Annotated in this window: 19 protein-coding genes and 3 pseudogenes; 18 read left to right on the top strand and 4 right to left on the bottom strand. The window is 71.7% G+C overall.

Going from position 1 to position 22,176, the window contains the following annotated elements; all coding sequences use genetic code 11:
- The 6 genes from ACIBH3_RS29675 to ACIBH3_RS29650 all read left to right on the top strand — a co-directional run.
- A partial coding sequence (locus ACIBH3_RS29675) for a flavodoxin-dependent (E)-4-hydroxy-3-methylbut-2-enyl-diphosphate synthase (protein ID WP_396315188.1) occupies positions 1-342 on the top strand: 342 nt, incomplete at its 5' end.
- Between the two features lie 61 nt (positions 343-403).
- The gene (dxs, locus tag ACIBH3_RS29670; protein WP_396315187.1) at positions 404-2,314 is read left to right on the top strand and encodes a 1-deoxy-D-xylulose-5-phosphate synthase; all 1,911 of its coding nucleotides are present in this window, start codon (positions 404-406) and stop codon (positions 2,312-2,314) included.
- Positions 2,304-3,755 carry an aspartate aminotransferase family protein gene (locus ACIBH3_RS29665; RefSeq protein ID WP_396315186.1) on the top strand — a complete coding sequence of 484 codons (1,452 nt, stop codon included), beginning with the start codon at positions 2,304-2,306 and terminating at the stop codon, positions 3,753-3,755. Before dxs ends, ACIBH3_RS29665 begins: the two co-directional genes overlap by 11 nt.
- A 178-nt stretch (positions 3,756-3,933) precedes the next feature.
- Positions 3,934-4,344, top strand: coding sequence for a hypothetical protein (locus ACIBH3_RS29660; protein WP_396315185.1), 411 nt, complete (start codon positions 3,934-3,936; stop codon positions 4,342-4,344).
- A 2-nt stretch (positions 4,345-4,346) separates the two neighbouring features.
- Complete coding sequence (locus ACIBH3_RS29655) at positions 4,347-6,065, top strand: alpha/beta hydrolase (RefSeq protein WP_396315184.1); 1,719 nt, start codon at positions 4,347-4,349, stop codon at positions 6,063-6,065.
- An 8-nt stretch (positions 6,066-6,073) separates the two neighbouring features.
- Positions 6,074-6,577 (top strand): hypothetical protein, encoded by a 504-nt coding sequence (locus tag ACIBH3_RS29650; RefSeq protein WP_396315183.1) that lies wholly within the window; start codon positions 6,074-6,076, stop codon positions 6,575-6,577.
- A gap of 75 nt (positions 6,578-6,652) precedes the next feature.
- On the opposite strand, the gene ACIBH3_RS29645 is transcribed toward ACIBH3_RS29650, so the two are convergent.
- Complete coding sequence (locus ACIBH3_RS29645) at positions 6,653-6,925, bottom strand: DUF6343 family protein (RefSeq protein WP_396315182.1); 273 nt, start codon at positions 6,923-6,925, stop codon at positions 6,653-6,655.
- Between the two features lie 75 nt (positions 6,926-7,000).
- Between ACIBH3_RS29645 and ACIBH3_RS29640 the strand changes: the two genes are divergently transcribed.
- Positions 7,001-7,189 carry an I78 family peptidase inhibitor gene (locus ACIBH3_RS29640; RefSeq protein ID WP_396315181.1) on the top strand — a complete coding sequence of 63 codons (189 nt, stop codon included), beginning with the start codon at positions 7,001-7,003 and terminating at the stop codon, positions 7,187-7,189.
- On the opposite strand, the pseudogene ACIBH3_RS29635 reads toward ACIBH3_RS29640, so the two are convergent.
- Together ACIBH3_RS29635 and fabG are read right to left on the bottom strand one after the other, a co-directional pair.
- A pseudogene (locus ACIBH3_RS29635) lies at positions 7,158-7,455 on the bottom strand (hypothetical protein); the annotation flags it as partial. The gene ACIBH3_RS29640 and the pseudogene ACIBH3_RS29635 overlap by 32 nt on opposite strands.
- A 580-nt stretch (positions 7,456-8,035) precedes the next feature.
- Positions 8,036-8,803 (bottom strand): 3-oxoacyl-ACP reductase FabG, encoded by a 768-nt coding sequence (gene fabG / locus ACIBH3_RS29630; protein WP_396315180.1) that lies wholly within the window; start codon positions 8,801-8,803, stop codon positions 8,036-8,038.
- 419 nt (positions 8,804-9,222) lie between these two features.
- Here fabG and ACIBH3_RS29625 point away from each other — a divergent pair, with 419 nt between their 5' ends.
- Positions 9,223-10,119 carry a MarR family winged helix-turn-helix transcriptional regulator gene (locus ACIBH3_RS29625; protein WP_396315179.1) on the top strand — a complete coding sequence of 299 codons (897 nt, stop codon included), beginning with the start codon at positions 9,223-9,225 and terminating at the stop codon, positions 10,117-10,119.
- 181 nt (positions 10,120-10,300) lie between these two features.
- Here the strand turns inward: ACIBH3_RS29625 and ACIBH3_RS29620 are convergent, their stop codons facing one another.
- A complete protein-coding gene (locus ACIBH3_RS29620) occupies positions 10,301-11,167 on the bottom strand; it encodes an aldo/keto reductase (protein WP_396315178.1) in 867 nt (288 codons plus the stop codon).
- A 471-nt stretch (positions 11,168-11,638) separates the two neighbouring features.
- On the opposite strand from ACIBH3_RS29620, the gene ACIBH3_RS29615 reads away from it, so the two are divergent.
- The 10 genes and pseudogenes from ACIBH3_RS29615 (at position 11,639) to ACIBH3_RS29570 (ending at position 22,107) form a co-directional block, all read left to right on the top strand.
- Positions 11,639-13,510, top strand: coding sequence for an ABC transporter transmembrane domain-containing protein (locus ACIBH3_RS29615; RefSeq protein ID WP_396315177.1), 1,872 nt, complete (start codon positions 11,639-11,641; stop codon positions 13,508-13,510).
- 133 nt (positions 13,511-13,643) lie between these two features.
- Complete coding sequence (locus tag ACIBH3_RS29610; RefSeq protein ID WP_396315176.1) at positions 13,644-15,416, top strand: ABC transporter ATP-binding protein; 1,773 nt, start codon at positions 13,644-13,646, stop codon at positions 15,414-15,416.
- 229 nt (positions 15,417-15,645) lie between these two features.
- Complete coding sequence (locus ACIBH3_RS29605; protein ID WP_396315175.1) at positions 15,646-15,900, top strand: LapA family protein; 255 nt, start codon at positions 15,646-15,648, stop codon at positions 15,898-15,900.
- 35 nt (positions 15,901-15,935) lie between these two features.
- Positions 15,936-16,688 carry an amino acid ABC transporter ATP-binding protein gene (locus ACIBH3_RS29600; protein ID WP_396315174.1) on the top strand — a complete coding sequence of 251 codons (753 nt, stop codon included), beginning with the start codon at positions 15,936-15,938 and terminating at the stop codon, positions 16,686-16,688.
- A gap of 42 nt (positions 16,689-16,730) precedes the next feature.
- Positions 16,731-17,635 (top strand): annotated as a pseudogene (locus ACIBH3_RS29595) (glutamate ABC transporter substrate-binding protein).
- A gap of 12 nt (positions 17,636-17,647) precedes the next feature.
- Positions 17,648-18,294: pseudogene (locus ACIBH3_RS29590) on the top strand (amino acid ABC transporter permease).
- Positions 18,291-19,313, top strand: a complete 1,023-nt coding sequence (locus tag ACIBH3_RS29585) for an amino acid ABC transporter permease (RefSeq protein WP_396315173.1) — start codon at positions 18,291-18,293, stop codon at positions 19,311-19,313. The pseudogene ACIBH3_RS29590 and the gene ACIBH3_RS29585 overlap by 4 nt, the downstream one beginning before the upstream one ends.
- Before the next feature lie 8 nt (positions 19,314-19,321).
- The gene (locus ACIBH3_RS29580; protein WP_396315172.1) at positions 19,322-20,227 is read left to right on the top strand and encodes a LysR family transcriptional regulator; all 906 of its coding nucleotides are present in this window, start codon (positions 19,322-19,324) and stop codon (positions 20,225-20,227) included.
- A 187-nt stretch (positions 20,228-20,414) separates the two neighbouring features.
- A complete protein-coding gene (locus ACIBH3_RS29575; protein WP_396315171.1) occupies positions 20,415-20,978 on the top strand; it encodes a cysteine dioxygenase in 564 nt (187 codons plus the stop codon).
- Positions 20,979-21,048: 70 nt separating this feature from the next.
- Complete coding sequence (locus tag ACIBH3_RS29570; protein ID WP_396315191.1) at positions 21,049-22,107, top strand: YeiH family protein; 1,059 nt, start codon at positions 21,049-21,051, stop codon at positions 22,105-22,107.
- The last annotated feature ends 69 nt before the right edge of the window (positions 22,108-22,176 follow it).

Raw genomic sequence — 22,176 nt, 5'->3', positions numbered from 1 at the left:
AACCTGCGCCAGCGTGGGCTGGAGATCGTGTCCTGCCCGTCCTGCGGCCGCGCCCAGGTGGACGTCTACAAGCTCGCCGAGGAGGTCACGGCCGGTCTGGAGGGCATGGAGGTGCCGCTGCGGGTCGCGGTGATGGGTTGCGTGGTGAACGGTCCGGGTGAGGCGCGGGAGGCCGACCTGGGGGTGGCCTCGGGCAACGGCAAGGGCCAGATCTTCGTCAAGGGCGAGGTCATCAAGACCGTCCCGGAGTCGAAGATCGTCGAGACGCTGATCGAGGAGGCCCTCAAGCTCGCCGAGCTGACGGAGTCAACGGGCGCACCGACCGTGACCGCGCGAGGCTGAGAGCGCACACCGGTCGAGCCAGTGCCATCCCTGCCGCTACCCACAGTCCCGAGGTGAAACCATGTCACTCCTGCCCACCATCAAGGGACCGGCAGACCTCAGAGGTCTGCCGGCCGCCGATCTCCCCCAGCTCGCCGAGGAGATCCGCGACTTCCTGATCGGGGCCGTCACCAGGACGGGCGGCCATCTCGGCCCGAACCTCGGTGTCGTCGAGCTCACCATCGCCCTGCACCGGGTCTTCGACTCCCCGTACGACCGGATCGTCTGGGACACCGGCCACCAGAGCTACGTCCACAAGCTGCTCACCGGGCGCCAGGACTTCAGCCGGCTCAGAGCCAGAGGCGGCCTGTCCGGCTACCCCTCCCGCGCCGAGTCCGAGCACGACCTGGTGGAGAACTCGCACGCGTCCACCGCCCTCGCCTACGCGGACGGCCTCGCCAAGGCCAGCCGGCTGCTCGGCCAGCACGACCGGCGGACCGTCGCGGTGATCGGGGACGGCGCGCTCACCGGCGGGCTCGCCTGGGAGGCGCTCAACAACATCGCCGAGGCGCAGGACCGCCCGCTCGTCATCGTCGTCAACGACAACGAGCGCTCGTACGCCAGGACCATCGGCGGCCTCGCCAACCACCTGGCCACCCTGCGCACCACCCAGGGCTACGAACGCTTCCTGGCGATCGGCAAGGAGGCTCTGCAGCGCACGCCGCTGGTCGGCCAGCCGATCTTCGACGCGCTGCACGGCGCGAAGAAGGGCTTCAAGGACGCCTTCGCCCCGCAGGGCATGTTCGAGGACCTCGGCCTGAAGTACCTCGGCCCGATCGACGGCCATGACATCGGTGCGGTGGAGCACGCGCTGCGCCAGGCCCGCGGCTTCGGCGGCCCGGTCATCGTGCACTGCCTGACCGTCAAGGGCCGCGGCTACCGGCCCGCCGAGCAGGACGAGGCGGACCGCTTCCACGCCGTGGGCCCGATCGACCCCTACACCTGCCTGCCGATCTCGCCCAGCGGCGGCACCTCCTGGACGTCGGTCTTCGGCACGGAGCTGCTGGCCATCGGCGCCGAGCGGCCCGACGTGGTCGCCATCACCGCCGCGATGCTCCAGCCGGTGGGCCTCGCCAAGTTCGCCAAGGCCTACCCCGAGCGGACCTTCGACGTCGGGATCGCCGAGCAACACGCCGTGACCAGCGCCGCGGGCCTGGCCACCGGCGGCCTGCACCCCGTGGTCGCCGTCTACGCGACCTTCCTCAACCGGGCCTTCGATCAGGTCCTGATGGACGTGGCCCTGCACAGGCTGGGCGTCACCTTCGTCCTGGACCGCGCCGGAGTGACGGGCGTCGACGGTGCCTCGCACAACGGCATGTGGGACATGTCGATCCTTCAGGTCGTCCCCGGCCTGCGGCTGGCCGCGCCGCGCGACGCCGACCAGCTGCGCGCCCAGCTGCGCGAGGCCGTGGAGGTCCGGGACGCGCCGACGGTGGTGCGCTTCCCCAAGGCGGACATCGGGCCCGTCATCCCGGCGCTGGAGCGGATCGGCGGCGTCGACGTCCTGCAACGCACCGGCGCGAGCCCGGAGATCCTGCTGGTCGCCGTCGGTACCACCGCCCCCGCCTGCCTGGACGCCGCGGCGCTGCTGCTCGCCGAGGGCTTCACCACGACGGTGGCGGACCCGCGCTGGGTCAAGCCCGTCGACCCGGCCCTCGTGGAGCTCGCGGCCGCCCACCGGCTGGTGGTCACCGTCGAGGACAACGGCAGGACCGGCGGCGTCGGCAGCGCGATCGGCCAGGCGCTGCGCGACGCGGACGTGGACATCCCGCTGCGGGTGCTGGGCATCCCGCAGGAGTTCCTGGCGCACGCCTCGCGCGGGGAGATCCTGGAGGAGATCGGCCTCACCGGTACCGGTGTCGCCGCCCAGACCGCGGCCATCGCCAAGCACCTGCTACCGACCCGAGGAGCGGACCAGCGTCATGCCGGCTGACCATCCCAGCACCCGAGCGGGGCTCGACGACAACGACCGGGCGGGGCTCGACGGTACCGGGGCGGGCTTCGATCTTGCCGCCCTGCTCGCCGAGCGCGGTGCCGAGCGGTACGAGCTGCACAGCCGGTACCTCAACCCACAGCTGCCCCGGATGCTGCGCACCATCGGCTTCGACAAGTACTACGAGCGCGCCGAGGGCCCGTACTTCTACGACGCCGAGGGCAACGAGTACCTCGACATGCTGGCCGGCTTCGGCATCTTCGCGCTCGGCCGCCACCACCCCGTCGTCCGCGCCGCCGTCCGGCAGGTGATGGACCTCGACCTGCCCGACCTCACCCGCTTCGACTGCGCCCCGCTACCCGGCCTGCTGGCGGAGCAGCTGCTCTCGTACACGCCGGGGCTGGACCGGGTCTTCTTCGGCAACAGCGGCACCGAGGCGGTCGAGACGGCGCTCAAGTTCGCCCGGTACGCCACCGGCCGGCGGCGGGTGCTCTACTGCGACCACGCCTTCCACGGTCTCACCGCGGGCTCACTCTCCGTCAACGGCGAGAACGGCTTCCGCCGGGGCTTCGACCCGCTGCTGCCCGACACCGCGATCCCGCTCGGCGACCTCGGCGCGCTCGCCCGCGAGCTGGGCAAGGGCGATGTCGCGGCGCTGATCGTCGAGCCCGTCCAGGGCAAGGGCGTACACGCGCCGCCGCCCGGCTGGCTGCGCGCCGCGCAGGAGCTGCTGCACGAGCACAAGGCCCTGCTGATCTGCGACGAGGTGCAGACGGGCGTCGGCCGCACCGGGGAGTTCTTCGCCTACCAGCACGAGGAGGGCGTCCTGCCGGACCTGGTCTGCGCCGCGAAGGCGCTCTCCGGCGGCTATGTGCCGATCGGCGCGACGCTGGGCAAGGGCTGGATCTTCGAGAAGGTGTACTCCTCGATGGACCGGGTGCTCGTCCACTCGGCGAGCTTCGGCTCCAACGCCCAGGCGATGGCCGCAGCCCTCGCCACCCTGCATGTGATGCGCGAGGAGAAGGTGGTCGAGAACGCCCGGCGGGTGGGAGACCTGTTCCGGGAGCGGCTGTCCGCGCTGACCGAGGAGTACGAGCTGCTCGCCGAGGTGCGCGGCCGCGGTCTGATGATCGGCATCGAGTTCGGCCGCCCGCGGTCGCTGAAGCTGCGCACCGGGTGGACGGCCCTGCAAGCGGCCCGCAAGGGCCTGTTCGCACAGATGGTGGTGGTGCCGCTGCTCCAGCGGCACCGGATTCTCACCCAGGTCTCCGGGGACCACCTGGAGGTGATCAAGCTGATCCCGCCGCTGATCATCACCGAGCGGGACGTCGACCGCTTCGTCGACGCCTTCACCGAGGTCATGGACGACGCTCACCGGGGCAGCGGCCTGATGTGGGACTTCGGGCGGACACTGGTCAAACAGGCGGTCACCGGACGCTGACTGAGGATTCGTCAGGAGTGGGAAGTCGGCCCGGCCGACTTCCCACTTCGCGTTCGCGCGGGCGGCCCCCCGATGCCGGCGAGCGGGAGCCGTGTGCCACCATCGACGGTGCATTGATCATGTGTGGCGCGAGGGGCTGAGCCCCGGTGCCGCGCAAGGGGGATGAACGGGGGGAACAATGCGTGAACCGGCAGACGGTGGCGGTGGCTACCAGGTGAGTCCCGGTGAGCTGGAAGGCTGCGGACACAGCGCCAAGGAGGTCGCCGGGCAGATACCCGGCGAGACCGGTAAGGTCGTCGGCCCGAGTGATTCGGCGTCAGGGGCGTTTCAGGGCTGGCAGTTGAGTGGCGCGCTGCACGACTGTACGGCCGACTGGAAGACACTGCTCGACAAGCTCTCCGCCGACATGGACAGCTACGGCGCGAAGCTGATCCAGATGGCGCAGGAGTACCGCGGCAGCGACCACACGGCGATGGCGAGCATGAACGCCATCGGCGCGAAGTACGCCGCCCCGGCCCCGGCCGCCGCGGCGGGCACGGATCCGTTCGGCACCAGGGTCCACGGCCGCCGCGTCCGCGAGGTGGTCTGAGCATGGAGGTCAAGACCCTCTACGACGCCAACCTCAACAACCTGCTGAGTGCGAGGTTCGCCTACGAGAGCCTGGCGTCCGCCTTCGGCAAGCACGTCGAGGCCTGGCAGACCACGGTGGTCGACCGGCTGCACCGCTCCCAGTGGTCCGGCGCCACGGCCGACCAGGTCAACGCCGACCTCCAGGCGTTCACCGGCAAGCTCAAGGCCGCCGACGAGGAGCTGATCCTGGTCGGCGCCGCGCTGGCCGAGGCACACCGCTCCATCGCGCTCGCCCAGTCCAGGCTGATCACCGTCATGGACGACGCCAAGGCCGCGGGCATCACCGTCGCGCCCGACGGTGGTATGACCTGGGAGAACGACCCCAAGGCCGGCAACTTCGCCGGCCCGGGTGCCGCCAACAAGGCCGCGGCGTTGCAGTTACGGCTGCGCGACGCGCTCTCCGAGGCCGACCACGCCGACCAGGAGATCACCAGGCGGCTGCGGCACTTCGTCGACAACGCCACCAGCGGCACCGGCCTGAACAGCGCGACCGCCGAGGCGGACCGCAAGGCCAGTCAGGGCCGTACGGACATCCCCGACGGCAAGGCCGGCCCGGAGCAGGTCAAGGCGTGGTGGAACGGGCTGACCCCGGGCGAGCAGGAACAGCTGATCCAGAACCACCCCGAGCAGATCGGCAACCGGGACGGCATACCCGCGGTCGACCGCGACCAGGCCAACCGCATCACGATCGAGCGCGAGCACGACCGGCTGCAGAACGAGCTCGATCACCTCGGCCCGGAGCCCGAGGCCATGAAGCAGCTCGGACCGAAGGCCGAGATCGAGAGTCCGGCTCACGTGAAGTGGAAGGAGAAGAAGGCTGAGCTGGAGGACAGGCTCGCCGGCATCAACTCCCTTCAGAGCCGGCTCGGCGACACCGTGACCCCGGAGCACCCGAAGGCGTACCTCCTCGGATTCGACACCGAGAACAAGGGCCACGCGATCATCGCGATCAACAACCCGGACACGTCGGACAACGTGGTCACCTACGTTCCTGGTACCGGGGCCAGGGTCGGTGACAACCTGCACAGTGACATCGAGCGGTCCGACGCCATGGTCGGGGCGGCTTGGCGGGCCGGCCAGACGAAGACAACCTCCTCGATCACCTGGGTCGGCTACGACGCACCACAGAGCATCTTCCCGCAGGCGGCCAATGACTCCTACGCTGACGGTGCGCGGGACAAGCTCCACAACTTCGAGACAGGCCTGCGGGTGACCCACGAGGGCGCGCCGTCCCACAACATCGTGGTCGGGCACAGTTACGGAAGCACCACGGTCGGCTATGCCCTGCGGGACAGGGGCCTGCCGGTCGACGACGTGATCTTCGTGGGAAGCCCGGGCGTCGGGGTGGACAGTGCCAAGGACCTCGGGGTCGACCCGAAGCACGTATATGCGGGCCGCGGCGATTCTGACGCGATCGAATGGGCTCTGCCTGAGAACCCCGCCGACCTCGTCACGGACGGCGCGAGTCAATGGGGGACGAAGATCATGAACGGCTTCGCCGATCTGGTTCCCTATTCGGGATTCCACGGCGAGGCGGACAATCACCTGGCCTTCGGACGGGACCCGGCCAACGGACGCTTCGGCGGGCGGGAGATTCCCACTGACCCGGGAACCGAGCACTCCGACTACTGGCAGGGTCAGTCCCTGCGAGCCATGGGCGAGATCATCGCAGGGAAGTGAGGGAGACCATGCGTAGTCTGACCGGGTATCGTACCGCCGCCATCGTGGCGCTCTCGATGCTGGCACTGACCTCCTGTGGCAAGGCCGACAAGTTGAAGCCGACCATGACGCTGGAGCGGGCGAAGCAGCAGGTGATGGCCTACGACCTGGACATCCTGTCCACCCTGCTGGGCGAGCAGCAGGCCTTCGTGTCGGAGCCCTTCAGTAGCGGGTGCGAAAGCGACTCTGACTCGGGCCCGAAGGGGAGGGTTCGGCTGCACAGGACGGACTGGGCGCTGGGTGTCGTCCCCGTCGACCGCAATCCCGAGATGTTCGAGACCTTCCGCAAGCACCTGGCGGAGTTGGGCTTCGAGCCCTTCAGCAAGGATGCGGGCTGGGAGTACTACAAGAACAAGTCGAACGGATTCACGGCGGAGCTGCAGGAGAGCAGTGACGACACCAAGAAGCTGAGCCTGACCGTCAGTTCCCCGTGCGTCTGGCCGAACGGCACTCCCGGCCCGAAGGCGGGTTGACGGCGCAGGCGCGGACCCCGGTGGCCGACACCGGCTCTGGTCACTCGTCAGCGAGGGGGATCGCCCGATGGGTGGTCAGAGTTCGGTGCGCCGCCGCCGGATGACCACATAGAGGTCGATCGCCGCCAGCAGGGTCAGCACCCCGCAGCAGACGGCGAACCCGGTGAGGGTCCCCTGGGTGGGTACGCTGTCAGGGGTGGCGCGGGCTGCGAAGACCGCGAAGGCGGCGGTCGTGAGGGCGAACAGCGGTGTGAAAGTGAGGGAGAGCAGGAGCCGCAGCTTGAGGGCACTGCGTGCGGTGGCGGGCTCGGTGCCGCTGTGCCAGCGTCGTGGAGTGGTCGCACGCATGATCGCCCACCTCCTTCTGCCGGGCACGGTTCGGACTACGATTCCAGCGTACGTCCGACGGCGTTGGGGGTAGCGATGACAGGCGGCAGGGACGAGGACTACCGGGGGCTGCCGGTGGCGATCGCGCGGGAACGGGCGCTCGCGGACGGCTGGACCTCGGTCCGGGTGCTGGAACCTGGAGCCATGATGACCATGGACCACCGGGAGGGGCGGCTCAACCTCAGCGTTCGTGAGGATGTGGTGGAGCGCAGCTGGGAGGGCTGACCCCGGGCCTGGAGCGACGGGGCCGCAGGCGTTCCTCGGTGCCGGCCACCAGCGGTTCGAGCAGTGGTAGCGCCAGCAGGACCAGCAGACCGGTGGCCCAGCCGGCGAGCGCGTCGCTCACCCAGTGCGTGCCCGGAGGGGAAGATGGTGCCGCCGGCGAACAGCTCGGGCGAGCCGCCGTAGAGCGCGTAGTGCGGGCCGAGCCGGCCGGTGGCGATCTTGACCGCCCCGACGGTGACGTTGAGCAGCGGTGATGCCGCGCCCAGCCGGGCCCACCAGTCGAGGTCGACCAGCGCCGTGTCCAGCAGGACGCCGGCCACCACCAGCAGGTAGGGCTTAACGGCGGCCATCCGGAATCCCCGCGGGTGCGCCCGTGCGGCGGTGTCGTCAGGTCTTCCGATGATTAGATCCGGGCTTGCACGGGGGGCAGACTGCCCAGGGATTCACCGGCAAGCTCCGGGAATCCGGCGAACTCCCTGGAATTCCGGTCACTTCGAGGTGCGTCCGCAGTCGAGGGGGCTGGCGGGGTGTGTGCGCACGCCCCCTACCTGTGCGTGCGCCGGTCTGTGCTGGGGTTTCCGCATGCAATTCCGGTGGCGAATGGCCGGTGCGAGGCTGCCGGGCGGCGAATCCGGCGGTGATTCGTGTCGAAAGCGTGCGCGAGGAACGGGCGGGCATTCGGTGGAGTCGGGAATGCCGCGCCGAGAACGAGGAGCGCCCCCGGCCGGTGGATCGGGGGCGCTGTTCGGGTCCGTCCTTGTTCGGGTCGGCCCTCGTTCGGGGTGTCCTTGTCGGGTGCGGCCCGCCGGTTCGGGCGGGCCGCTCATGGGTGGGGCGGGCCGGTCGCTAGTCGAGCGGGCCGCCCGCGACGTAGATGACCTGACCGGAGACGAAGCCCGCGCCCTCGCTCGCCAGGAAGGAGATGGTGTGGGCGATGTCCTCCGGGACACCGACGCGGTTGACCGGGATCTGGGTGGCGGCGGCCTCCTTGAAGGCCTCGAACTCCATCCCGACCCGGGCGGCGGTGGCGGCCGTCATGTCGGTGGCGATGAAGCCGGGCGCGACGGCGTTGGCGGTGATGCCGAACTTGCCCAGCTCGATGGCCAGGGTCTTGGTGAAGCCCTGGAGGCCGGCCTTGGCGGCGGAGTAGTTGGCCTGGCCGCGGTTGCCCTGGGCGGAGGAGGACGACAGGTTGATGATCCGGCCGAATCCGGCGGCCACCATGTGCTTCTGGATCGCGCGGCTCATCAGGAACGCGCCCCTGAGGTGCACGTTCATGACGGTGTCCCAGTCGGACTCGGACATCTTGAAGAGCAGGTTGTCGCGCAGCACCCCGGCGTTGTTGACCAGGACGACCGGTGCGCCGAGCTCGGCCGCGATGCGGTCCACCGCGCTCTGCACCTGCTCCGCGTCCGAGACGTCCGCCCCGACGGCCAGGGCTCGGCCGCCGGTCGCGACGATCTTGTCGACGGTGTCCTTGCCCGCCGACTCCTCCAGGTCCACGACGGCGACGGCGTATCCCTCGGCGGCCAGTCGCAGCGCGGTGGCGGCGCCGATGCCGCGGGCCGCGCCGGTGACGACCGCGACCCTGGGGGTGGTGCTCTGCTCGGTCATGCTCGGTCTCGTCTCTCTAGGTGAGATGGCGGGCCGGATGACCGCAGGTGGGCGGGCCGGCCCGGGAGATGGGTACTGAGAGCGCTTCGCGCACACCTTACCGACGAGTAGCTCCGTGAGCCAGAGTGCTGGAGGTACGGAAGAGTCGCAGGTGACAGAGGGTGAGGGCGGTGCGGCCGGCTCACTGCTGCGAAGGAGTGAACGAGACCGCCGCCGGGCGCGTAAATATGCCAAGTTCGACGAACATGCGTCTACTATCTGCCCCCGCCTGCCAGGACGGTCCCGCCGTTTGTATAGTGTGCGCCAGCAGCCACCGGCTGCACGGCTGGCGCGCCCTCCCTCACAGCGGGACGCCCACACGCCGTTACTGCCCCACCCGGGTGTCCCACACACACCGGGTGTGACATCGGGACGGATACATGGTGCTGGGGGAGATCCCGACGACCCGGGTGTCCGAGCGGCTGCAGCAGTCGCCCGGCCATCTCATCCGCGTTGCGCAGCAGGTCCACACCCGTTTGTGGTCCGAGCACGTCGGAGCCGACCTCACGGCTCCGCAGTTCGCCGTGCTGCTGGTCCTCGCGCTGGAGCCGGGCGCTGACCAGCGCACGGTCGGTGAGCGTGCCTCGCTGGACAAGGCGACGATGGCCGAGATGGTCGCTCGGCTGGTCCGGCGCGGACTGGTGCTGCGCCGGCGCGACCCGGCCGACGGCCGGCGCAAGCTGCTGGCACTCTCGCAGAACGGTGCGCAGGCCGTCCGCGAGGCGACCGGCGGAGTGGTCCGCGTGCAGCGGACGCTCTTCGAGCCGCTCACCCCGGACGAGCAGCTGGAAATCGTCCGGGTGATGGCGAAGATAGCCAGGTTGGAGCCGGCTGCGGTCGCCGCCTTCAGCGACGCCCGTCCGATGCTGGACGCCCAGCGGGCCATCGGCTACCTGATCCGGGTCGGGCAGCAGGTGCACACCAAGCTCTGGTCCGAGCATGTCGGGTCGGAGCTGACGGCGCCGCAGTACGCGGTGCTCGACGCCCTTGAGCTGGAGCCGGGCGCCGACCAGCGCACGGTCGGCGAGCTGGCGTCGCTGGACAAGGCGACGATGGCCGAGATGGTCAGCCGGCTGGTCCGGCGCGGGCTGGTGCTGCGCCGGCGCGACCCCTCCGACGGGCGTCGTAACCTGCTCTCGCTCTCGTCCGCCGGTCAGGATCTGCTGCACCGCTCGGCCGCCGGGGTCGGCGAGGTGCAGCGACTGCTGCTCGCGCCGCTCGACGAGGACGAGCACGCGCCGGCTCTCGCGCTGCTCGCCAAGGCGGCCAGGCTCTAGCTCCGGCTGCTCGCAGACCAGCCAAAACGATTCGCCAACGTACCGAAGGCCGTAACCCCCGAATGAGGGTCGCGGCCTTCGGCGTTGACACATCGCCAGGGCGGAGCCGGAGTCACCGCACACCCGAGGTCCGCTCACCGCTCATCGGATGAGCGGACCATCGAATCGGTGGGTCGGCGGGTCAGTTCCAGTCGAATTCCTGCGGGTCCGGGCCCAGACGCTCGCCCGTCTCCACGGCGGCGATCGCCGCGAGGTCGGCGGCGTCCAGCTCGAAGCCGGAGACGTCCAGGTTCTCCCTGATCCGGGAGGGCGTCACGGACTTCGGGATCGCGATGACGCCGCTCTGCAGGTGCCAGCGGAGCACCACCTGGGCGACGGTGCGGCCGTGCTTCTCGGCGATCTTCACCAGCGCGGGCTCGCCGAGCAGGCCCTTGCCCTGGCCCAGCGGGCTCCAGGCCTCGGTGGCGATGCCGTGCTCGGCGTGGAAGGCGCGCAGCTCGTGCTGCGGGAAGTGCGGGTGCAGCTCGACCTGGTTGAGCACCGGTACCACGGAGCTCTCGTCGAGCAGGCGGGTGAGCTGCTCGGGGCCGAAGTTCGAGACACCGATCGACTTGACCCGGCCGTCCTCGAGCAGCGTCTCGAACGCCTTCCAGACGTTGAGGAAGCTGCCGTGCATCGGGCGCGGCCAGTGGATCAGGTACAGGTCGATGTAGTCCAGGCCCAGCTTGTCGAGCGAGACGTCGAAGGCCTTGCGCACCGCGTCGCGCCCGGCCGCACCCGACCAGTCGCTGGTGCCCGAGTTCCACAGCTTGGTGGTGATGTAGAGGTCCTCGCGGGCCACGCCGCCGGCTGCCAACGCCTCGCCGACCGCCTGACCGGTGCCGGCCTCGTTCTCGTAGATCGCGGCGGTGTCGATGGAGCGGTAACCGGCCCCGATGGCGGTACGGACCGCGTCCGTCGCCTCCGCGTCCGGGACCTGCCACACCCCGAAGCCGAGCTGCGGGATCCCCGCGCCGTTGTTGAGGGTCACGTTGGGGATGGTGCTCACGAGAAGGGGTGCCCTCCTGGTCGTCCAATGCTTCCGCACTGGTCCAACCTGTTCGAGAGCGCCGGTGTTCCCGGGTGCGCGGACGAATTTCGGGAGCTCGGGGAGGTTTGGCCGCGGGGGTGCGCCGGCGGGCGCGCCGGAGGGCGGTCGGGCGGCTGGTCGGGCGCCCGGTGGACACCGGGGAGCCGGTCGGCCGGTGGTTCGCCCACGGCCGGCCGGTGGAAAACCTGTTGCGTAGGTCACACCGGGCCGGGCACGCTCGACTCCCATGTCCTCCTGACCCTGCCCCGCCGTGCCCGCCGCCCGCGTCCGCCCTCCGCGACCCGCCCCTCCTCGGCACCCGCCCCCGGCACCACGCCCTCTCCGACCTCCCCGCCGTCTGCCGCCGACCGCCGCAGGCGTTCCCGCCGTGCCCGTGACCCGGGCCCGCGCGCTCTGGCCCCATGCCCGTACCACCCGCAACGGAGCGTCATGCCGCTCAAGTCCCTGCCGCTGCCCGACCCCGGCAGCCCCGATCTCGACTCCCTGATCGCCTTCCTCCGCTGGCTCCAGCGCTGCCAGCGGCGTGGTCAGGTGCTCTCCACCTGCTGGGCCCTGCTGGAGATGGGCTGCCAGGCCGCCCTGCCGTTGCCGCTCGGCCTCGGCGTACAGGCGGCCGTCGACGGTGACGCCGCAGGCATCTGGCGGGCCGGGGGCGCAGCCCTCGCGCTGGCCGTCGTCGCCGCGTGCGCCACCGTGCTGCTGCACCGCCAGGCCGTCTGGAACTGGATCACCGCCGCGACCCAGGTCCGCCAGCTGGTCGCCCGCCAGGTCTCCCACCTCGGCGCCGGGCTCTCCCGGCGGATCGCCACCGGCGAGATCGTCGCGGTCGGCAGCGGGGACGTCGAGAAGATCGGCTGGTACGTCGAGCTGGTCGCCCGGGTCCGCGCCGCGGTCCTGGTCTGGCTGGCCGTCAGCATCGTCGTCCTGGTCGCCCAACCACTGCTCGGCCTCGCCGTCCTGCTCGGTGTGCCGGTGCTCGCGGCCTCCGTCTGGCCGCTGCTGGGCCCGTTCGAGAAGCGCTACGCCGAGCAGCGCACGCTCGGCGGCAAGGCCACCGAGCTGGCCGCCGACACCGTCGCCGGCCTGCGCGTGCTGCGCGGCATCGGCGGTGAGGAACTGTTCCTCGCCCGCTACCGGGCGGCCTCGCAGAAGGTTCGCGCCGCGGCGGTGCGGGCCTCGCGCATCTGGGCGCTGATGCAGGCCCAGCGGGTGCTGCTGCCGGGGCTCTTCGTGGTCGGCGTCACTTGGTACGGCGCGCAGCTCGCCGCCTCCGGGCGGATCAGCGTCGGCAGCCTGGTCGCCGTCTACGGCGCGACGGCCTTCCTGGCCGCGCCGCTGCGAATCCTCGGCGAGGCCGCGCACGCCTGGAGCGTGGCCCGGGTCTCCGCGGGACGGGCGGTCAGGGTGCTCTCGCTCTCCCGTACCACCGCCGAGGCGGACGCCGCGCTCACCCGCCCCGAGCGGGCCGACCTGCACGACCCCGTCACCGGCCTGACCGCCCGGGCCGGCGAGCTGACCGCGGTGGTCTGCGGCGACCCGGACTTCGCCGGAGCGCTCGCCGAGCGTCTGGGCGGGCATGTCCCGCTCGCGGAGGGCGAGCAGCCCACCCCCTCGGTACGGCTCGGCGGAACCGCGCTGGACACCGTCCCGCTGGCGGAGGCGCGCGCGGCCGTCCTGGTGCACGACAAGGACCCGGTGCTGCTCTCGGGCACCCTGGCCGACCTGCTGGACGTCCCCTCCTCCGGCCGGGTCGAGGCGGCCGACGCGCTGGCCGCCGCCCGCGCCGAGGACGTCCTGGACGCCCTGGTGGACGGCTCGCCCGAGTGCGGGGGAGACCCGATGCGGGCTCAGCTCACCGAGCGCGGCCGCTCCCTCTCCGGTGGGCAGCGCCAACGGCTCGCCCTGGCCCGCTCGCTGATCGCCGACCCGCCGGTGCTCGTCCTGGACGAGCCCACCAGCGCGGTCGACGCCCACACCGAGTCGCGGATCGCCGCCGGGCTGCGCAAGAGCCGCGCCGGGCGCACGACGGTGGTCTTCGCCACCAGCCCGCTGCTGCTCGACCAGGCCGACCGGGTGGTGCTCGTCCACGAGGGCCGGGCCGTGGCCACCGGCAGCCACCGCGAGCTGATGCGCGGCACGCCGGCCTACCGCGCGGTGGTCACCCGCGAGGACGAGCCGGCGGGCGTGTCGGAGGCGGCACAGGTGCCGGAGCCGATCCAGGAGCCGGCGTCGGCTCCGACGCCGGAGTCCGGACCGGTGTCCGAGGCGGAACCGGCGGCCGCGGTGCGGGAGGCGGTGTGAGCGCCGGTCGACACCCCCGGCCGGCGGGCGGCCACCGCTCCGGCGGCGTGGCCCGGCCGCACCACCACTGTCCGCACCACCACCGTCCACCCCGATCCCCGTTCGTTGCGCGATCGCGAGAAGGCAGGACCGTATGAAGCCCCCAGTCCTCCAGGAGCGCGGGCCCGCGACCATGCTGCCCGTCGGTTCCCCGGCGGCCGTGCGCGCGTACGTCCGCCTGCTCGCCCGGCGCCACCGGCGTGGCTTCGGCTCGGTGGTCGCGCTGCACGCCGTGGCCACGGTGGCCGGGCTGGTCGGCCCTTGGGTGCTCGGCACCCTGGTGGAGTCGCTCGCCACCGACACGGCCGAGGGCACCATCGCCACGGTCGTCGGCTGGTACCTGCTGGCCCTCGTCGTCCAGTCGGCCTTCACCTGGTGGTCCCGGCTGCGCAGCGGGATCCTCGGCGAGGAGGTCCTGGCGGACCTGCGCGAGGACTTCCTGGTGCGTTCGGTGGCGCTGCCGCCCGGCGTCCTCGAACGGGCGGGCACGGGGGACTTGGTCTCCCGTGGCACCACCGACATCGACCGGCTCTCCAAGTCCGTCCGCGAGGCGGTGCCGGAGCTGGCGGTGGCCGTGGTCTCGCTGGTGCTGGTGCTCGCGGCGCTGGTCGTCACCTCGCCGCTGCTCGCCCTGACCTCCGTCATCGGGCTGCCGTTGCTGCTGGCCAGCTCCCGCTGGTACTTCAGGCGTGCGCCGCAGTCCTACCGGGCCGAGTCGGCCGGCTACGCGGCCGTCAACACGGTGCTGGCCGAGACGGTCGACGCCGGGCGGACGGTCGAGACACTGCGCCTGGGCGAGGAGCGGATCCGCCTCACCGACCGCAAGCTCACCGAGTGGCTGGCCTGGGAGCGGTATACGCTCTGGCTGCGTAGCCTCTGGTTCCCGGCCATCGACGGGGTCTACGCCCTCGCGGTGCTCGGCACCCTGGTGCTGGGCGGCCTGTTCACCCTCAGGGGCTGGATCGACGTGGGCCAGCTGACCACCGGTGTCCTCTACGCCCAGGCGCTGACCGGGCCGGTCGACCTGATCCTGCGCTGGTACGACGAGCTGCAGATCGGGCAGGCCTCGCTGGCCCGGCTGGTCGGCGTCCGGGAGGTGCCCGACCGGGAGACGGACGAGGACGCGCACCCCAGCGGCCGGCACGTCCAGGCCGCGGAGGTCCGCTTCGGCTATCGCGAGGGCGCCGATGTGCTGCACGGCATCAGCCTGGACGTGGCGCCGGGCAGCCGGGTGGCGCTGGTCGGGCCGTCCGGCGCCGGCAAGTCGACCCTCGGGCGGCTGCTGGCCGGGATCTACAGCCCCGGCCGGGGCAGCGTCACGCTCGGCGGCGCCTCGCTCGCCAGGATGCCCGCCGAGCGGGTCCGCACCGAGGTGGCGCTGGTCAATCAGGAACACCACGTGTTCGTCGGTACGCTCCGGGACAACCTGCGGCTGGCCGCCCCCGAGGCGGACGACACCGAGCTGCGGGCCGCGCTGGACGCGGTGGACGCGGGCGACTGGGTGGACGCGCTGGCGGACGGCCTGGACACCGAGGTCGGCTCCGGCGGGGCGGCCCTGACACCGCCGCAGGCGCAGCAGCTGGCGCTGGCCCGGTTGGTGCTGGCGGACCCGCACACCCTCGTCCTGGACGAGGCGACCTCGCTGCTCGACCCGCGCGCGGCCCGGCACCTGGAGCGCTCGCTGGCCCGGGTGCTGCACGGCCGGACGGTGATCGCCATCGCCCACCGGCTGCACACCGCGCACGACGCGGACGTGATCGCGGTGGTCGAGGGCGGGCGGATCACCGAGTACGGCAGCCACCCCGAGCTGGTCGCGGCCGGCGGCCCCTACTCGGCGCTGTGGCGCTCCTGGCGCGACGAGGGCTGAGCCGGGGCGAGCGGGGCAACTCCGGCGGCTCGGGGGCGAGGGCGGTCGGGGCGAGGGCGGGCAGGTGCAACCTGCCCGCCCTCGCCCGTCCGGCCCTCGTAGCGCCCCTCGCCCCGCTTCCCCCGCTCGCCGGCGCCAACGGGCCCGCCCCGGCTGCGGCTTCGCCCGTGCGGGTTACGCCCGGGCGTGTAAGCCGACCTGTCGCTCCATCGGCCCACAGACTGCGCTTGTGACCAAGATTTCAGACGGTTCGTCGTCCTCCGGGGGCAAGAGGAGCGAGATCGCGGGTATCCCCACCCGTTACATCGCGACCGTCGCGGTCGTTGTCCTGGCGGTGTGGTTCCTGTTCGCGAACCTCGACAGGGTGAAGATCCAGTTCTGGGTCTTCACCGTCACTACCCCGCTCTGGATCGCGCTGTTCGCGACCCTGGTCGCCGGGGCGGCGGTCGGCTGGCTGGTCAGGGGCCGGCAGAACAACAGGTAGCCCACCTCCCGCGGCCCCGAGGAGGGTTGTCACGTGTGAGCACCGCCGTCTTCACGCCGTTGATCGAACTGAGCGGGGTCAACAAGCACTTCGGCGATCCGCACGTCCTGCAGGACATCGATCTCACGGTCGGCCGGGGCGAGGTCGTGGTGGTGATCGGGCCGTCCGGCTCCGGCAAGTCCACGCTCTGCCGGGCGATCAACCGGCTGGAGCCGATCGAGACCGGCAGCATCTCCATCGACGGCCGGCCGCTCCCGGCGGAGGGCAAGGGGCTGGCCCAGCTGCGCGCCGAGGTCGGGATGGTCTTCCAGTCCTTCAACCTGTTCGCGCACAAGACCGTGCTGCAGAACGTCTCGCTGGCCCAGATCAGGGTCCGCAAGCGGCCCCGGGCGGAGGCCGACGCCAAGTCCCGCGCCCTGCTGGAGCGGGTGGGGCTGGCCTCGCAGGCCGACAAGTACCCGGCCCAGCCGTCCGGCGGTCAGCAGCAGCGGGTCGCCATCGCCCGGGCCCTGGCGATGGAGCCCAAGGCGCTGCTCTTCGACGAGCCGACCTCGGCGCTGGATCCCGAGATGATCAACGAGGTGCTGGATGTGATGCGCCAGCTGGCGCACGAGGGCATGACCATGGTGGTCGTCACCCATGAGATGGGCTTCGCCCGCGCGTCCGCCAACCTCGTGGTGTTCATGGCCGACGGCCGGATCGTCGAGGACCGGACCCCCGAGGGCTTCTTCAACGCTCCCGAGAGCGAGCGCGCCCGGGACTTCCTGTCCAAGATCCTGAAGCACTGAGGGGGCGTGATCGTGATCGGGCCCGCGCCCCGCGCGAAGCGTCTGCTCGCCGCCTCGCCGCCTCGCCGCCTCGCCCTGCTCGCCGTGCTCGGCGCGGGCGCCGGCTGCGGCAAGCCGGGCACCCCGCCGCCCAAGGGGCCGCAACCCGGCGCGCTGCCCAGCTATCCGGTGAGCAGCGGCGACACCGTCATCGGCTCGCCGACCCTGGACGCCGCGCGCCGGCGTGGGCACCTGGTGGTGGGCGTCAAGGAGGACCAGCCCTACCTCGGCCAGAAGAACCCGGCCACCGGGGAGTACGCGGGCTTCGACATCGAGATCGCCAAGATGGTCGCCGCCGACCTGGGCTTCCGGCCCGACCAGATCGAGTTCAAGACCATCGCCTCCGCGAACCCCGCGAGACCGCCCTGCAGAACGGCCAGGTCGACTACTACGTGGGCACCTACACCATCAACGACAAGCGCAAGAAGCTGGTCGGCTTCGCCGGTCCGTACTTCGTCGCGGGGCAGTCACTGCTGGTGCGCAAGAACAACACCACCATCCACGGCCCGCAGGACCTGAACGGCAGGACGGTCTGCTCGGCGGCCGGGTCCACCCCGCACCAGCGGATCGAGAAGGACTACCCGCAGGCGAAGCTGGTCGGCTACGACACCTACTCCGCGTGCGTGGACAACCTGGTCACCGGCCAGGTGGACGCCGTCACCACCGACAACGCGATCCTCCAGGGGTACGCCGCCAAGGCGCCGGACGATATGAAGATCGCCGGTGAGCCGTTCTCCAAGGAGCCGTACGGTATCGGCACGCCGCACAACGACACGGCGCTGCGCCTGGCCCTCGACGACGCGCTCGCCCGCCACGAGCAGAACGGCGACTGGAAGAAGGCCTACGACGCCACGCTGGGCCTGTCCGGGGTGCCCGCGCCCGCTCCGCCGCCGATCGACCGGTACTGAGGAGGCCGCGCGATGAAAGTCCTGACCGACAACTGGTCGACGTACTGGCACGGCTTCGTCGGCACCCTCGAACTCACCCTGGTGAGCGGCGCGCTGGCGCTGGTGCTGGGCGTGCTGATGGCGGGCTTCCGGGTCTCGCCGATCCGGACCCTGCGGGCGTTCGGTACCGCCTGGGTGACGATCCTGCGCAACACACCGCTCACCCTGCTGTTCTTCGTGGTGGTGCTCGGCCTGCCGCGCTTCGACATCGTGCTGCCGTTCTTCACCTTCGCGGTGCTGGCGCTCGGCTGCTACACCTCGGCGTTCATCTGTGAGGTCCTGCGCTCGGGCATCAACACCGTGCCGCTGGGCCAGGGTGAGGCGGCCCGCAGCCTGGGGATGACCTTCGGCCAGACGCTGGGTCTGGTGGTGCGCTGCCGCAGGCGGGCCGTTCGGTGATCGCTCCGATCGGCAGCGTGCTGATCGCGCTGGCCAAGAACACCGCCATCGCCAGCGCGTTCAGCGTCACCGAACTGCTGGGCACCTACCGCACGATCAACGAGCTCGGGTACAGCATCATCTGGACCTTCGTCTGGATCGCCGTGGGGTACCTGATCCTGACACTGACCATCAGCGCCGTCTTCAACCTGCTCGAACGACGCCTGGCGGTGGCCCGATGACCTCGACCTCCTCCGAGCGAGCCGTGCGGCCCGCCAGGGCGGCGTGCCCGGTGCCGGCCTCCGCGCTGTACGACGTCCCCGGGCCGAAGGCGATCGCCCGGCACCGGCTGTACGGGGTGCTGGCGCTGCTGGCGGTCACCGCGCTGGTCGGCTGGATCGTCTACATGCTGTTCCACACCGGCCAGTTCACCCATGACAAGTGGATGGCCTTCGAGTACCGAGGGGTCCAGGACCTGCTGCTGCGGGGGCTGCGCAACACCCTGGAGGCCTTCGCCTGGACGGTGCTGTTCGCGCTGCCGTTCGGCGCGCTGTTCGCGGCCGGCCGGCTCTCCGACCACCGGGTGGTGCGCTGGTTCTCCACGCTGGTGGTGGAGTTCTTCCGGGCGATGCCGCTACTGGTGATGATCTTCTTCATCTTCGTCGCCCTGAAGGTCCAGCCGCTCTGGGCGCTGGTGGCCGGCCTGACGCTCTACAACGGTTCCGTGCTGGCCGAGGTGTTCCGGGCGGGCGTGCTGGCCGTGCCCGCCGGCCAGCGGGAGGCGGCCTTCGCGCTCGGGATGCGCAAGACCCAGGTGATGACGTACATCCTGGTGCCGCAGGCGAACCGGGCGATGCTACCGGCGATCATCAGCCAGCTGGTGGTGGCGCTGAAGGACACCTCGCTCGGATTCCTGATCACCTACGAGGAGTTCCTGCACGCGGGCAAGCTGATCGCCACCAACCTCGACTACGACCTGCCGTTCATCCCGGTGGTGCTGGTGATCACGCCGGTGTACATCGGGATGTGTCTGCTGTTGTCCTGGCTGGCGCGCTGGGTGGAGAGCCGCAGCCGGCGCAGATCAAGGGCGGCGCGCCGCTCGCGAAGGCGGGCGTGGTGCTGGGGGTACCCCCGGAGTCGGAGCAGTAGCGGGCCGGCGTGGGGTGAATCCGGTGCAGCCCGGGGTTGCGTGCCGGATGGTTCGCCAGGAAACCATAGTGTCGGATGGGATTGGACCGGCGACCCCAAAGTCTGCTTATGATTTGCCCCGTGTTCGACTCACGGCACATCAAGACCTTCCACGAAGTGGTCCGGGCCGGCTCCTACTCGGCGGCCGCCCGCGAACTCGGCTACACCCAGCCGGCCATCACCCAGCAGATGAAGGCGCTGGAACGCTCCGTCGGCGTACCGTTGTTCGCCCGCGCCGGGCGCGGGCTGAAGCTCACCGAGGCCGGCGAGGCGCTGGCCCGGCACGCGGAGGTGATCCTCGGCAGCCTCTCGGCCGCGCAGCAGCAGCTGACCGCGCTCGCCAGGCTGCGCGCAGGGAGGGTGCGGGTCTGCGCCTTCCCCAGCGCCAACGCCACCCTGATCCCGGAGGCGATGGCCCAGCTGCTCGCCGAGCACCCCGGCGTGCGGGTGGAGCTGCTGGAGGCCGAACCGCCGTACTCGCTCCAGCGGCTGATGCGGGGCGAGTGCGACATCGCACTGGCCTTCAGCTACCCGGGCATGGCCGCCGACGTGCCGCCCGAGCTGGTCGAGATCCCGCTGATGGAGGACCTGCTGACGGTCCTGCTGCCGGTCGGCCACCCGCTGGGCCGACGGCACGCCGTACGGCTGGTGGACCTCGCGGGGGAGCGCTGGATCGCCGGCTGCCCGCGCTGCCGCGCCAACCTGCTGCACGTCTGCGCGGAGGAGGGTTTCGCGCCCGACGTCGTCTTCACCACCGACGACAACCTCGCCGTGCAGAGCCTGGTCGCCGCCGGGGTCGGCATCGCGTTGATGCCCGCGCTGGTGCTCTCCTTCATGTGCCACCGCAAGGTCACCGGCCGCGCCGTCGAGCCCCATCTGCGCCGCCAGGTCAGCGCGTACGTGCTGCGCGAGCACCGGGAGATCCCGGCGACGACGCTGGTGCTGGACAGCCTGCGCGCGGCGGCAGCCGCCCGGGTGGGGTGCTGACGGGCAGGGTCGGGTGCTGATGCGGCGGGTGGCGAGTGGGGTGCCGCCGCCGAGGTGGGGTGTCGACGCGGCGGGTGCCCGGTGGCCGGGGTGGGTGGTGCGTGGCAACGACCCATAAGCGGTGATGGAGGGGTCGAGAAGAATTCGTCGTTGGACGTGATGGGTCACCTCGCCCGACCCTGCAAGCATGACAACTTCCGCCACCGCTGGCATCGCCTCGCTCACCGAGTGTATGCACGCCCTCGTCGGCGAGGTGCGTGAGGTCACCGACCGGGGCCTGCCCCCCGAACTGACGGCGTACCTGGTCGGCGAGCGGCTCGCTCCGTACCTCGGCAGAGCCGACCTGCTCACCGCCGCACAGTGCGAGGGCGATCCCGGCCGCTACCGCCAGCACGTGCTGCACGCCGAACCCGACGGCGGGTTCTCGGTCGTCGGGCTGGTCTGGCTGCCCGGCCAGGAGACGCCGATCCACGACCACGTCTCCTGGTGCGTGGCCGGTGTCCACCAGGGCCAGGAGAGCGAGCGCCGCTACCGGCTGGTCTCCGACGGCCGGACCGGCCACCTGGTCGCCACCGAGTCGGTGGTCAGCCCGCAGGGCAGCGTCGCCGCCTTCGCCCCGCCCGGCGACATCCACCTCGTGCGCAACGCCTGCACCAGCACCGCGATCTCCATCCACATCTACGGCGCCGACATCTCCCGGCTCGGCACCAGCATCCGCCGCGTCTACCGGCTCCCCGACGACGAGCGGTGACCCGACCGTGGCCCTGACCCTGCGCAGCGCCCAGCGCGCCACCGACCGGCGCGGCGCCGCCCGCCCCCCGATGCCCAAGGACGCCCCCGGGCTGCTGCTCGCCGCGCTCGGCGTGGCCGCCTCCCTCGGTGTGCACCAGCTCGTCCCGGCGATCCCCAAGCTGACGGCGGCCGTGGTGCTCGGCATGGCCGCCGCGCATCTGCCCGGCCTGCGCCCGATCGTGCGCGGCCCGGCCCGCGCGGGGCTCTCCACGGCGGGCCGCCGGCTGATGCGCCTGGGTATCGTCCTGCTCGGCCTCAAGCTCAGCCTGGACGACGTGCTCGGCCTGGGCTGGGCGACCGTCGCCATGGTGCTCGCGGTCGTCACCGCGACCTTCGCCGGCACCCTCTGGCTCGGCCGCCGCCTCGGCCTGCCCGGCGACCAGCCGCTGCTGGTGGCCACCGGCTACTCGATCTGCGGCGCCTCCGCCATCGGCGCGGTCAGCCAGGCGGCGGGCAGCGAGGAGGAGGACGTGGCCGCCTCGGTCGCACTGGTCACCCTCTGCGGCACCCTCGCCATCGCCGTACTCCCGCTGCTGCACCAGCCGCTGGGCCTCGGCGAGGCCGACTTCGGCCGCTGGGTCGGCGCCAGCGTGCACGACGTCGGCCAGGTGGTCGCGACCGCGCAGACCGGCGGGCCGGCGGCGCTGCGGGAGGCCGTCCTGGTGAAGCTGATGCGGGTGGTGCTGCTGGCGCCGCTGGTCGCCGGGGTGGCCGTGGCCGTCCGCCGCTCCCGGGCACGGGCGAAGAGCGAGGCGATGACGGTGGCGTCGGGTGGGGGCGGTGCGGCGGCGGGCGTACCCGCGGTGGCGCCGGCGGTGCGGGGCGGCCGGCCGCCGATCATGCCGCTCTTCGTGGCCGGCTTCCTGGCGATGATCGCCCTGCGCAGCACCGGAGCCGTCCCGGCCAGTGTCCTGACCACGGCCCAGGACGCCCAGGAACTCCTGCTCGCCGCCGCCCTGTTCGGCCTCGGCAGTGCCGTCCATCTGCCCACTCTGCTGCGTACCGGCGGCCGGATGGCCGCGCTGGGCCTGGCGTCCTGGGTGATGGTGGCCGGCGTGTCCTACGCGGGGGTGCTGCTGACCGCATAGCTGTGCCGAGCACGGCGGCGGGCCGGCGGCGGCCGGCCCCCGAACGGCGGCCCCACCGCGTGGGCCGCC

This window comes from Kitasatospora sp. NPDC050543 (assembly GCF_044457565.1).
Classification (GTDB): Bacteria; Actinomycetota; Actinomycetes; order Streptomycetales; family Streptomycetaceae; genus Kitasatospora.
This window is presented reverse-complemented; position numbering and strand designations above follow the sequence as displayed.